This window comes from Oceanobacillus zhaokaii (assembly GCF_003352005.1).
In the GTDB taxonomy this organism is placed as follows: domain Bacteria; phylum Bacillota; class Bacilli; order Bacillales; family Amphibacillaceae; genus Oceanobacillus; species Oceanobacillus zhaokaii.
In genome coordinates this window covers 3,647,188-3,659,859 of record NZ_CP024848.1, presented here as the reverse complement: position 1 = coordinate 3,659,859, position 12,672 = coordinate 3,647,188, and the positions used below count along the sequence as shown (strand labels likewise).

The following is a 12,672-nucleotide window of genomic DNA, read 5'->3' as shown; positions in this document are numbered from 1 at the left end:
TTAATTTTAGAATAGCGACTATTCAGATAAAGAGAAGGGAGGGCGCTAAGCTTAGAAATTGTATAAGGGCTGCTTTCGCTATTCTAATTAAGCTATCATTAGAGGTCACAGGTTTAAATCAATCATCCGTATTTCATATTCATCAAAGACCCGAGCATACTACATTTCGTGGAATTTTTCTTTTTCTATAAAAAGTGGTAGAGTTAAAAGGTGGAATTGACTTATTATTCTATTTTTTTAGCCGGCAATAAACTTAAGAAAAAAAAGTACATAAAAGGTTGGGGGCTACATTTATGACAGTTGGATTAATTATTATTTTGTTACTTGTATTGTTTTTACCGTTCTTTGTTAGGCCTGTTGAACAAAATTTAGAAGTATTTTTATTTGTGATGGGTCTACTATCAGCGATTGTAGCTGGTGTGCTAAACTGGGAACTATTTACTCATGCCTTAAAGGATCCGATTAATATTACACTTGCAGTATTAATTGCTGGTTTATTATTTAAATGGTTAAAAAATCCGATTGAAAAAGGAATTTTGAAAATAAGTCAGGCAATGAATATGCGTCTGTTTTTAGCAATTGTAATCGTTGTTCTAGGTCTTATTTCCAGTGTTATTACAGCGATTGTTGCAGCGATTGTATTAGTGGCAATCGTAAGTATTTTAAAGCTTGATCGAAAAACACAAATTCAAGCAGTAATATTAGCATGTTTCTCCATTGGCTTAGGTGCTGTCTTAACCCCACTTGGAGAACCTTTATCAACAATTACAACGAGTAAATTAAATGAAGAATTCTTCTATCTATTTGATTTAATTGGTATTGAAGTGATTGTTGCTGTTGTGATTATAGGAGTTTTTGCATTTTTCTTCTTGAAACCGAATCAAGATACTGAAAAAGCCACTGGAGATAATAGTGCAGAGAGTTATAAGGAAATTATTATCCGCTCGATCAACATTTACTTATTCGTAATGGGTCTAACATTACTCGGTGCTGGTTACGAGACATTAGTTAATCTTTACCTGCTTGACTTAAGTCCATCTGTTCTATATTGGATAAATATGATTTCAGCTGTTCTTGATAATGCAACATTAGCTGCTGCAGAAATAAGCCCAGCAATGGACCCAGAAACGATTCGTTTCTTATTACTAGGGTTGATTATTAGTGGTGGAATGTTGATTCCAGGAAACATCCCAAATATTATTTCGGCAAATAAATTAGGAATTACGAGTAAAGAATGGGCCAAATATGGTGTTCCAATTGGTCTAGTGTCAATGGTAATCTTCTATGCTTACCTTATCTTAGTTAGTTAACGATTAGAAAGAATCAGCTTGTCGTGGCACGGGAAGTTTCGAATTTACGCTAGACATGGCTTATCTAACAAGACTCGCATATATTTATAGAAAAAATTGGCTTCAATTGAGAAATATCAATCGGAGCCAATGTTTTTTTTATTTCTTTACTCTATTAATTTACATTCCTTTCATTCACCTATAAAATGTCTATATATAATTTGAAGTTGGAGGTATGGGATGTTCCCTTTAGAACTATTTGAAATTATGTTAATTGGTGTTTTAGGTATTGGATCACAATGGATTGCATGGCGTTATCGTCTGCCAGCAATTGTCGTTATGTCGATAACGGGATTATTAGTCGGTCCAATTTTTGGAATAATCAATCCTGAAGAGGGCTTTGGTGATTTATATAGCCCGATTATTTCAGTTGCTGTAGCAATTATTCTATTTGAAGGTAGCTTAAATTTAAATTTTAAAGAGCTCCGTGATATTAGTAAACCGATTTTTAGAATTTCGACACTCGGTGCGTTTATTGCGTGGATTCTAGGTTCATTAACCGCTCATTATATTGCAGGATTATCATGGGCTGTATCCTTTGTTATCGGTGGATTGTTTATCGTGACGGGTCCTACCGTTATTATGCCGTTACTTCGCCAAGCAAAGTTAAATCCAAGACCAGCGAAAATCCTTAAGTGGGAAGGGATCATTGTTGACCCATTTGGTGCATTACTTGCTGTCTTTGCTTTTAAGGTTATTGAATTTTTAACTGGAGTTATTCCAGATATAACACATCTCCTATTGTTCTTTGCGGCTTCTGTTTTTGCAGTAGTATTAGGTTGGGCCTTTGGTAGAGGACTAGGTTGGATGTTCGAAGAGGGACATGTTCCAGAGTTTCTAAAATCTCCCGTTGTCGTAGTTGTTGTTATCTTCTGCTTTACGATAGCAGATATTGTCATGCATGAAACAGGACTTCTTTCTGTAACAGCGATGGGTATTACACTTGCAAATATGGGAATTAGCTCCATTTCTGATATGCGTCATTTCAAAGAAAATATTACTGTATTGCTTACTTCCACTATCTTTATCATGTTGACAGCCTCGCTTGAGAGAGAAACATTGTTACAAATATTTAGCCCAAATATTATCGGCTATGTTGTGTTAATGATGATTGTTGTTCGCCCATTATCGATATTCTTATCGACCATTGGGACCGGATTATCTCTAAATGAGAAAACGTTAGTTGGCTGGATTGCCCCGAGAGGGATTGTCGCCTTAACGGTATCCAGCTATTTTGCGACGATTTTGCTTAATGCTGGATATCAGGATGCAGAGATTCTAACCGCTTTAACCTTTGCACTCGTCATCTTTACGGTTGTTGCTCATGGTTTTTCTATTGGCTGGCTAGCGAAAAAGCTTGGTTTGTCTTCACAAGGGCATCCTGGAGCGTTGTTAATTGGCAGTAATAAATTTACCGTTGAATTGTCAAAGTCATTAATGAAGGCAGACATCCCCGTTATTATCGTTGATTCCAATTGGGAAAGTCTAAGTCTCGCACGTAAAGAGGGTGTTTCCTTCTATTATGGTGATATGCTATCGGAACAAACGGAACATATTTTAGATACGATTCCATATGATTATATACTAACGATTACAGATGATTCTGCTTATAACTCATTGGTTTGTACAACCTTCGTACCAGAGTATGGTCGGACGAATGTCTTTAAAATCAGTCCATATACAGAATATGGTAATGGATACTCAAGTGGAGTTGTATCTAAAGTCGGTGGAAGAATTCTGTTTGATAAGAAATTTAATTTAGATGATTTGCTGGAAAAACTTGACGATGGCTATGTATTTAGGCAAACTACGCTTACAGAGCAATTTAGTTATGAACAATATGTAGCTGAAAAAGATGACTCGACTGTTTTCCTTTATTTAATTAAACCGTCTGGTCAACTGAAATTTTATTCAGAGGAAATGCGTACGGTGCCGTCAACGGGGGATAAGATTATCAGCCTGACGCCACCGACAAAGGAAAAAGAAAAGATTCAAGCAAAAATAGAAAGTATTCGTGATATTAATCAAAATTAATTCAATAAAGCATATTTAATAACTGTGATTATTATTCATCACTTAACAGAGCAGAAAACGACTGTAAATAAAGAAGGAGTGGCGCTAGTATTAGCGTCACTCCTTTTCCTCTAATTGCCGGTTCACTTCCGCTATTTCCTGTTCTAAGCGAATTAATTGCTGTTCAGCGGAGGAAACTCTCCCACGCACATATTCTAATTTATCCATATCACTCTGAATGCGAACGTAATCTGATTTTAATTCATCAAGCTTTGCTTGTAATTCCTTTTTTCCCATCGATAAATCCCCCCTCTAACTCTAGTTTAGTGAAAATAGCTTTACATCACAAGAAAATTCGCTACTATTATAAAAAAAGGCTATTTTCTAAAAAGTTTGGTCTGCGATTACTTGTCCCACAGAAAGGATTTGTTGTTTTTTATTAGTAATGGAAGATACTGAGTAGCTGATATAAACTGCGAACTAGTGAAAATTGTGATTTCAGGTCTGGACAGTCGTTGCTATTCATAAGAGGCTCTATTCCTTCGCTAAAATAAACGACGATAGTTAGTGGGTAAGTAATTCTTAGGTTCTAGATTTAGTTCTATCCCCAGAGGAAGAAATACACGGAGACTTCTGCGGGAAGAAGAGCCTAGGTGAGACTTAGAAGTTCGAAAGCGCAAGAAGGCTCACCAGCTCCCCTAAGGTGAGCGCAGTGTATTTCTGGAGCGACTGGTCTGAGAGACCTTAGCATATTAGAGTAGATCGTACTTTATCTAAATAGTAACAAACCCTACAAAATGAACTAGTAAAAAGGAGGAATCGTAGTATGAAGGTTTCATTCGCAACATCCGTTACAGATTATATTAACAAGGTAGAGTCCTTGCTGCTTGAAAAAGAGGCTTGTAATAACTTGATTCTAGGACTGCTTGGAAACCTGCAAGAGGGCCTAACAGCTAGTAATCTAGGTTATGTAGAAAGCGATGGAAAAGTGATCTATGCATTCATGCAAACACCTCCAAGCAATTGGATACTAGCAGACGTAGAAAATGTGGAGAAACTTGTTTTGAAAGAGGTTGCTAACTTTATCTATGATAATGAATTAGAAGTTCCTGGAGTAATTGGACCAGATTCATGTGTGAAAAGCTTTATTAATGCATATGAGAACTTAAGTGAACAGAAAGCCAAACTCCATATGAATCAATTAATCTATCAATTAGATGAAGTAAAGATAGGCTTAAATAATAATGGACAATTAATCCACGCGAATGAAGCGGACTATTCGCTTATTAAGAGCTGGATAATGCAATTTGGAATCGAGGCAAATGAGGTAGTCTCCGAACAAAAGGCATCACAAATGGCACGCATTTTTCTGGAAAATCAATCGATTTATCTATGGAAAGTGGAGGAACAAGCGGTATCCATGGTTAATAAGTCTAGACAAACGAAGAATGGTGCGACTGTAAATGCAGTTTTCACACCAGATAAGTTTAAGCGAAATGGCTATGCGACAAATGCTGTGGCTGCTCTGAGTCTGAAGTTGTTAGATGATGGCTTCCAATTTTGCAGCTTGTACACCGATCGTGCCAATCCAACTTCAAATAGCATTTATCAAAAAATAGGCTACAAAGAAGTTGGCACATCCGTTGTTTATCGATTTAATTAAATAAAAATAAAGCAAGGGAATGGCAGTGGTCCAATCCCTTGCTTTTGTTCCCACGTAAGGAAGGCCGACTAAAGGCAGCTTCGCCAACGTTGGCATACCCCTAAAGTGCAGGGGCATGTTTCCTTTATCTCCTACGAAGTAATGTTCGAACCCGTCGAACCACCCCAAACTGCGGGGCGCAGTCCGTATACAGCTCAAACGGGCGCTAGAACTTTTGTTCTTCTAAATCAATGCATCTTCTTTATTTTTCTTTGAGTCCACGTAGGTGTCATAAAAATGGACAATGATTGTTCGAATAACCGCGTATGCTGGTACGGCAAAGACGATCCCTATGAAGCCGGCAATACTTCCTGCAGCCAAAATGACGGTAATAATCGTTAAGGGGTGCAAGTTTAATGCTTGTCCCATTACGTTTGGTGAAACGATATTACTTTCGAATTGCTGAGCAACAATCATAATGATTGAAACCCAGATGAGATTATATGGATCCTGAATTCCTCCAACAATCAGTGCTGGCGTAACGGCGAGAAAAGGTCCTAGGTATGGAATGACATTGGTTACCATACCGAACAATGCAAGTGCTACTGCATAATCAAGACCAATAATGAGGTAACCAATTAATAACAGAACTCCGACAACGAAGCTAACAATAAGCTGTCCCTGGATAAAAGAGCCTAATACCGCATCCAATTTACCTAATAAACTTCGGATATTATCTGCTTTTTTCTTTTTAAAAATATGTGTTATAAACGGTACCAATTTATCCCCATCCTTTAACATAAAGAATAGGAAGAATGGAATTAATACTAATCCTGCCGCAATACTGATTACTTGACCGATAAATCCACCAATAAATCCGAACAAGTAGTTTACTACCGTTTCAATATGGGTTGGTAATTCATCGGTAAAGCTTATAATTGGATCAAGCACTGCGTCTGGAATAAGTGTATAATGTTCTTGCCAATAATCGATGAAATTCTCTACAGCAACGATCATCGTTGGGATGCTTTCAAATAGATTAATTGATTGGTCTCGAGCAATAGGCCAAATGAACAGCAAGAATAGAGCTGCAACAACGATTATTGTTATAAATATAATGATAATAGAGACGATGCGATGAACCTTTCGCTTTTCTAAAAAGTGCATCAATGGCTTTGTTAAGTAATAAAGAATACCTGCACCTATAATTGGGAATGCAACAGCTCCCAAATATTGTATAAATGGTACAAATACGAACTTAGTAGCATTCATTAATAGAATTAATAGAAAGAACATAATTAAGAAAAGTAATACCCTAAACCATCGTTTGTTAATCACCACATCACCACTTTCCGAAAATAATCTATATCACTATTTTACCCTTAAAATCTAATAATAGGAAGTATGGTTCCCTGTATTACTATTATTCTTTCCAAATAGCGATTGCTGCAAACATAAAGTATAGAATACTCTATCATAATATGCTACTATTTGAACATACATAGAACATGGAGGATTAGAATTTGATGAACAGCTGGGAGCAGGCCTATCAAAAGTGGAATACGTTTCAAAATCTTGATGTATCACTCAAAGCAAGATTAGATGATTTGAAGAATAGCAATCAAGCATTAGAAGATGCTTTCTATAAAGAATTAACATTTGGAACTGGTGGAATGCGAGGCATATTAGGGCCGGGCATTAATCGGATGAATATTTATACAGTGAGAAAAGCGGTAAATGGGTTAGCGAACTATTTGCTGGCTAATCGTGTGAATGTGAAAGACCGTGGCGTAGTGATTGCATATGATTCTCGATATATGTCAAAGGAATTCGCGGTTGAAGCAGCAAAGGTATTGGGTTATTACGGGATTCATACACATGTATTTGAATCGATTAGACCTACACCAATACTATCATTTGCAGTACGATATTTGGGAAGTACGGCAGGGATTATGATTACTGCGAGTCATAACCCACCAGAATACAACGGATTCAAGGTATACAATGAGACAGGTGGTCAGATTATTTTAGAAGAAGCAGAAAAGATCATCGCTTCTATTAAAGAAACAGCTGATGAACTATCTGTGCCATATTTAGAGCTAGAGCAATTAGCTGCAAGGCGATTATTAACATGGGTAGGAAAAGAAATTGACAATGCGTATTTAGAGCGATTAGCGCAAATTACTCGCATGGATCCAGTAATATTGAATAAGGAAAAAGAGTTATCAATTGTTTATACACCATTACATGGAACAGGACTAGATCTTGTCACAAAAGGATTAGCGCAGCTTAATTTTCCGAATGTTCATATCGTTAAGGAGCAGGCAATACCAGATCCAGCCTTTTCTACTGTAGAATCACCCAATCCCGAAGAACATCAAGCTTTCAGTCAGGCATTAGTTCTAGGAAAACAAGTAAACGCAGATATATTACTTGGCACCGATCCTGATGCAGATAGATTAGGTGTCGCTGTATTGACAAAGGACAATGAATATCAAGTATTAACTGGAAATCAATTAGGTTCCCTGCTCTTAGACTATATTCTTAAACGTAATGATCCAGTCATCTATCCAAATGCAAGAATGATTAAGACCATTGTTACAACAGAATTAGGAAGAGAGATAGCTAATTCTTACAAAGTGGAGACAATTGATACCTTAACTGGTTTTAAATATATTGGTGAGAAGATTCATCAATTTGCTGCAACTGGCGAAACCTTTGTCTTTGGCTTTGAAGAAAGCTATGGTTACTTAATAAGCAGCTTTGTCCGTGAAAAAGATGCCATTCAAGCAGCAGTCATGACAACTGAAATGGCGAATTATTGGAAGCAGCAAGGGAAAACATTACTCGATGCTTTAGATGATTTATATGTAAAGCATGGTTATTATTTGGAAGGCTTGTCATCGTTGACTCTAAAAGGGAAAGAAGGCGGGCAGCAAATAACAAAGATTATGGAAACCATTCGTGAACAACCATTAAAGGAAATTGCAGGATTAAAGGTTGAAAAAGTGGAAAACTACTTAACGGGCGAACGAGCTTCTATGAAGGATAATAAGGTAGAGCAAATCAATTTGCCTAGAGAAAATATGATGAAATTCAAACTCGAACAAAATGCTTGGGTTTGTCTGCGTCCATCTGGTACAGAGCCGAAAATTAAATGCTATTTCGGTGTTTGTGGAAATAGTAGGGAAGCAAGCAAACAAAAATTAGCTGCTTTACAAGAAAAGATGGAAGGAATTATCGCTGGAATCATCAGTCAGTAGACATTTATATATGAGAAAAAATAGAAGCAACCATTCTTTGCCTAAGGATGGTTGCTTGTTTAAATTCAGACAAAAGAGGAATAGACTGAATTAAGTCCCGTTTATGGATAATCTGCTTAACTTCTATAAATAATAAGAGTATAATCTTAAAAAAAGGGGAGTAGCTATACATTTTAAATCGTCAGCACGAGAGATTATCTCCGGTTTAGAGTGGCAACAAACGTTGTTTGCAAGACCTTTACCAGAAAAAAGGTGGGGGTTCTTTCTATTTGATCCTAACCTAATATCAACATAATTAAGGAGAGAGAGCATGGGATCAGAATTAATCATTGCATATTTAGGAGTATTAGTTGTTTTAATTTGCCTAGAGGGATTGCTTGCCGCCGATAATGCTGTTGTTCTAGCAATTATGGTCAAGCATCTTCCGGAAAGTCAACGTAAAAAGGCTTTATTCTATGGACTAGCAGGGGCATTGGTCTTAAGGTTTGGTTCATTATTTATTATTTCCTTCCTCGTGGATGTGTGGCAAGTGCAGGCACTAGGAGCTCTATATCTACTCTTTATGTCAATTAGAAACTTGATAGAGCGGTTTAGAACAAAACCAGAGATTGAAAAGGAAGAAGTAAAATCAGCAATTAGAGAGAAAAATGTACCAGAGGTTTCAAAAAAACAATTTTGGTGGACTGTAGTAAAGGTCGAGTTTGCTGATTTAGCTTTTGCAGTAGATTCAATTCTAGCTGCAGTTGCATTAGCAATTACACTCCCGGTAACAAATCTCGGTACAATTGGAAGCCTTGATGCAGGACAATTTTTCGTTGTATTTGCAGGAGGTATGATTGGTGTAGTCATTATGCGTTTTGCAGCCAATCTGTTTGTAGGCCTTCTTCAAAAACGACCAAATTTAGAAATCGCAGCCTTCGTTATCGTTGGCTGGGTCGGTGTGAAGCTTGCTGTTATGGTTATTGCGCATCCGGCAATTGGCTGGATCCCTGAAGCATTTCCGCACTCCACAATCTGGCAAGTTATTTTCTATGGTGTATTATTATTAATTGCATTAATAGGTTGGTTTTCATCTAATCCTAAAACAGAAGAAAACTAGGTTTAACTCTAAAATAAGCAACCACTTTAACGAAAGTGGTTGCTTATTTTTTTAAAACTGGGGATACTAAAAATACATTTTGGTAAAATATCTAGTTGACATCGCCAGCTAATCCTGTTTAAATAAAAGTAACATAATATTTCCTAAAGGGGAGTAGCTGTACAATTAATGTCGTCATTACGAGAGAATATCTCCGGCTTAATTGGCAACGTGCGTTGTTAGCGAGACCTTTACCATTACAGGTAAAGGTCTCTTTTTGTGGTCTTACCTGTAATGTGGGTAAGACTATTTTTTTGTAGATAGGGAATTTAACTACAAAAGTACAACTAAGGTTGTGGAAGAAGAGGCTTATTAAAGCCAAGTTTACTAACTAAGGAGAGAAAAAATGGGAGCAGAACTGATTTTAGAGTATTTATGGGTATTAGTTGTACTAGTAGGTCTTGAGGGGTTACTAGCAGCAGATAATGCTTTAGTATTAGCAATTATGGTAAGACATCTTCCCGAAAAACAAAGAAAAAGAGCGTTGTTTTATGGACTTGCGGGAGCATTTGTTTTACGATTCGGATCATTATTCGTTATCTCCTTCCTCGTTGATGTATGGCAGGTTCAGGCATTGGGAGCGGCATACTTATTATTCATGTCGATTAAGAACCTTTACGATCGTTTCAAATCAAGAAGCGGGAAGGAAGAAGCAGAGCCTGTAATCAGGGAAGAAGATATAAAGGAAGCGACACCAAAGGAATTCTGGTGGACGGTTGCCAAGGTAGAATTTGCCGATTTAGCCTTTGCAGTAGATTCAATTCTTGCTGCTGTTGCATTAGCATTAGCACTTCCACCAAGTGGTTTAGGTACAGTTGGTAGTCTTGATACAGCACAATTTGCTGTTGTCTTTGCCGGCGGAATGATCGGGATCATTATTATGCGATTTGCGGCAAATATCTTTGTTGATATACTTCATAAACGTCCAAACTTAGAAATCGCAGCCTTCGTTATTGTAGGTTGGGTTGGTGTGAAGCTTGCGGTCATGGTAATGGCACATCCAGCAATCGCTTGGATTCCACATGATTTCCCACACTCAACAGTTTGGCAGTTAATCTTCTATGGTGTATTAGTATTAATCGCATTAGTCGGCTGGTTCTCATCCGGTCCTAAAAAAGAAGAAAGTCAATAGGCGAGGAATCATTTCAAATTGATCGGAGCTATTGATATATATGTATATTTGGAATAGCGATGCTGATTACAGGGTCCTTGGACATTCTGTAAATTGTAGTTTATAGCTATATTAATATATGGGAAAAAATAAAGATGCTCGCTCTCATTGTAGAAGCGAGCATCTTTTAATACTAATTAAAGTAAAATTAGAGGAGTACTCCAATATGTCAATTAAAATAAAGCGAATCTATGAAGCTGCAAGTGGGGATGATGGTGTTCGCGTACTTGTTGATCGTTTATGGCCAAGGGGAATATCGAAGAAGGATGCAAGGCTTGACTACTGGTTAAAAAACATTGGTCCAGCATCAGAATTAAGAAAATCTTTCCATCAGGATAAAATGAATTTTTCTACTTTCAAAAAGCGCTATAAAGAAGAACAGTTAAGAAATGGTGAACAACTGGAAGAACTCGAAAAGCTAAGAGATATTGTGGATGAGCATACAATCGTAACATTACTATTTGCCGCAAAAGATGAGGAAAATAATCAAGCGGTAATTTTACAAGAGATACTAAAAGATGAACGCTAAACTAGTTTCGTCTTAATTGCTGTTACTATTATTTGACGCAGCAATAGTTGATGCTGTATTTGTAGAAATCATCACAGCCAGCTGTGCTCGTATATTGTGTTATAAAGAAGTAAAGAAGCGTGTTTCCGCGTCCTTCCGCGTCCTTTGCTTTCCATTAAAAAAAGCTAACTGCTATGATTAAACTCATTTCCTTTTGCCATCTAAAACTTTCTTCTGAAGTGATGGGTTGATGAATAGAACAATCTCCTTTCTTAAATCCAATATGTTAAATATATGTAAAATCCGGCATTTTAAACATGTAATATGGTAATTTAAAACTATCAGCAACGATTAATCAATTACCAGTTTAAAGGATTAAATGGAGGAAACGATGAAGAAGCATTCATTATTAGAGGTTCTAAGTGCCTCACTAAAACTAGGATTAACATCATTCGGAGGGCCCACAGCGCACTTGGGCTATTTTAAAGATGAATATGTAGATAAACGAAAGTGGCTAGATGACAAAATGTATGCGGATATTATTGCTTTATGCCAGTTCTTGCCGGGACCAGCGAGTAGTCAGGTAGGTATAGCAATTGGTATGCTGCGTAGGGGATTATTAGGTGGTATTGTTTCTTGGCTAGGTTTCACACTGCCTTCCGTTATAGTGCTTGTCTTATTTGCGCTAGCATTTCAGTCTTTTACACTTGGTAATGCGACATGGATTGCAAGCTTGAAAATTGTTGCGGTTGCAGTTGTTGCTCACGCAATATTAGGCATGGGTAAGAGCCTGACGCCGGATAAACCGAGAATTGCCATAGCGCTTGGTGCAGCACTTATCATGTTACTTTTTCCGTCTGCATTCGTACAAATACTAGTAATTATTGCTGCTGCAATTATTGGATTTTATTTGTTCTCAAAGCAGGCAGAGACCAATGTGCGCCCTTTTTCACTGGCAATCACGAAAACACAGGGGCTAGCAGCTCTATCCATTTTAGGGCTTTTATTAATTGGTTTACCAATTCTTGCAAACGTAGTAACCAATAGTTATATTACAATTTTTGATATTTTCTTCCGGATTGGTACTATCGTATTCGGTGGTGGACATGTCGTCCTGCCCTTACTCGAACAAGAAGTAGTACCAAATGGCTTGGTGACGAGTGGGGAATTCCTTGCAGGATATGCGATGGCTCAAGCCGTTCCAGGGCCAATGTTTACCCTTGCAAGCTATTTAGGAACGATGATAAGTGGAACAGTTGGTGGAATTATCGCGACAATTGCGATGTTTTTGCCATCCTTTTTATTAATCATTGGTGCACTGCCATTTTTAAATGCATTAAGAAAGCGACCGAGATTCCAAGGTGTGTTAACTGGTGTAAATGCGAGTGTTGTTGGAATTCTATTAGCGGCATTTTATGATCCGGTGTTTATTAGTGCGATTGCTAGTGGAGCAGATTTTGCTTTGGCTATAGTCTTGTTTTCTCTCTTACATTTTTGGAGAAGACCTGCATGGATGGTCGTAATTGTCGGTGTTATTCTCGGCGAGGTAATCCATTTTATTTTTGTTTAATGGAGGAATCCAGTACAA

At 37.4% G+C, this 12,672-nt stretch carries 10 protein-coding genes; 8 read left to right on the top strand and 2 right to left on the bottom strand.

Features of this window, described 5'->3' with window-relative positions:
- The first annotated feature begins 293 nt into the window (after positions 1-293).
- The gene (locus CUC15_RS17900; protein WP_114917977.1) at positions 294-1,310 is read left to right on the top strand and encodes a DUF1646 family protein; all 1,017 of its coding nucleotides are present in this window, start codon (positions 294-296) and stop codon (positions 1,308-1,310) included.
- 219 nt (positions 1,311-1,529) lie between these two features.
- Positions 1,530-3,383 carry a cation:proton antiporter gene (locus tag CUC15_RS17895; protein WP_114917976.1) on the top strand — a complete coding sequence of 618 codons (1,854 nt, stop codon included), beginning with the start codon at positions 1,530-1,532 and terminating at the stop codon, positions 3,381-3,383.
- A gap of 96 nt (positions 3,384-3,479) precedes the next feature.
- Here CUC15_RS17895 and CUC15_RS17890 read toward each other — a convergent pair whose 3' ends face one another.
- Positions 3,480-3,659: an SE1832 family protein gene (locus tag CUC15_RS17890; RefSeq protein ID WP_114917975.1), complete on the bottom strand. Its 180-nt coding sequence runs from the start codon at positions 3,657-3,659 to the stop codon at positions 3,480-3,482.
- Between the two features lie 529 nt (positions 3,660-4,188).
- On the opposite strand from CUC15_RS17890, the gene CUC15_RS17885 reads away from it, so the two are divergent.
- Positions 4,189-5,025 carry a GNAT family N-acetyltransferase gene (locus tag CUC15_RS17885; protein ID WP_114917974.1) on the top strand — a complete coding sequence of 279 codons (837 nt, stop codon included), beginning with the start codon at positions 4,189-4,191 and terminating at the stop codon, positions 5,023-5,025.
- Positions 5,026-5,247: 222 nt separating this feature from the next.
- Here CUC15_RS17885 and CUC15_RS17880 read toward each other — a convergent pair whose 3' ends face one another.
- The gene (locus CUC15_RS17880) at positions 5,248-6,342 is read right to left on the bottom strand and encodes an AI-2E family transporter (RefSeq protein ID WP_114917973.1); all 1,095 of its coding nucleotides are present in this window, start codon (positions 6,340-6,342) and stop codon (positions 5,248-5,250) included.
- A 188-nt stretch (positions 6,343-6,530) separates the two neighbouring features.
- Between CUC15_RS17880 and CUC15_RS17875 the strand changes: the two genes are divergently transcribed.
- The 5 genes from CUC15_RS17875 to chrA all read left to right on the top strand — a co-directional run bounded on the left by CUC15_RS17875 (position 6,531) and on the right by chrA (position 12,654).
- On the top strand, positions 6,531-8,267 hold the full coding sequence (locus CUC15_RS17875) for a phospho-sugar mutase (protein WP_114917972.1): 1,737 nt from the start codon (positions 6,531-6,533) through the stop codon (positions 8,265-8,267).
- Between the two features lie 310 nt (positions 8,268-8,577).
- A complete protein-coding gene (locus CUC15_RS17870) occupies positions 8,578-9,366 on the top strand; it encodes a TerC family protein (RefSeq protein WP_114917971.1) in 789 nt (262 codons plus the stop codon).
- Positions 9,367-9,751: 385 nt separating this feature from the next.
- Positions 9,752-10,537 (top strand): TerC family protein, encoded by a 786-nt coding sequence (locus CUC15_RS17865; RefSeq protein ID WP_114917970.1) that lies wholly within the window; start codon positions 9,752-9,754, stop codon positions 10,535-10,537.
- A 205-nt stretch (positions 10,538-10,742) separates the two neighbouring features.
- The gene (locus CUC15_RS17860; RefSeq protein WP_114917969.1) at positions 10,743-11,105 is read left to right on the top strand and encodes a DUF488 domain-containing protein; all 363 of its coding nucleotides are present in this window, start codon (positions 10,743-10,745) and stop codon (positions 11,103-11,105) included.
- A 370-nt stretch (positions 11,106-11,475) separates the two neighbouring features.
- Positions 11,476-12,654, top strand: a complete 1,179-nt coding sequence (chrA, locus tag CUC15_RS17855; RefSeq protein WP_114917968.1) for a chromate efflux transporter — start codon at positions 11,476-11,478, stop codon at positions 12,652-12,654.
- Positions 12,655-12,672 lie beyond the last annotated feature (18 nt).

Coding starts and splice junctions, on each gene's coding strand:
- CUC15_RS17900 (WP_114917977.1), top strand. CDS start 294: ATGACAGTTGGATTAATTATTATTTTGTTACTTGTATTGTTTTTACCG.
- CUC15_RS17895 (WP_114917976.1), top strand. CDS start 1,530: ATGTTCCCTTTAGAACTATTTGAAATTATGTTAATTGGTGTTTTAGGT.
- CUC15_RS17890 (WP_114917975.1), bottom strand. CDS start 3,659: ATGGGAAAAAAGGAATTACAAGCAAAGCTTGATGAATTAAAATCAGAT.
- CUC15_RS17885 (WP_114917974.1), top strand. CDS start 4,189: ATGAAGGTTTCATTCGCAACATCCGTTACAGATTATATTAACAAGGTA.
- CUC15_RS17875 (WP_114917972.1), top strand. CDS start 6,531: ATGAACAGCTGGGAGCAGGCCTATCAAAAGTGGAATACGTTTCAAAAT.
- CUC15_RS17870 (WP_114917971.1), top strand. CDS start 8,578: ATGGGATCAGAATTAATCATTGCATATTTAGGAGTATTAGTTGTTTTA.
- CUC15_RS17865 (WP_114917970.1), top strand. CDS start 9,752: ATGGGAGCAGAACTGATTTTAGAGTATTTATGGGTATTAGTTGTACTA.
- CUC15_RS17860 (WP_114917969.1), top strand. CDS start 10,743: ATGTCAATTAAAATAAAGCGAATCTATGAAGCTGCAAGTGGGGATGAT.
- chrA (WP_114917968.1), top strand. CDS start 11,476: ATGAAGAAGCATTCATTATTAGAGGTTCTAAGTGCCTCACTAAAACTA.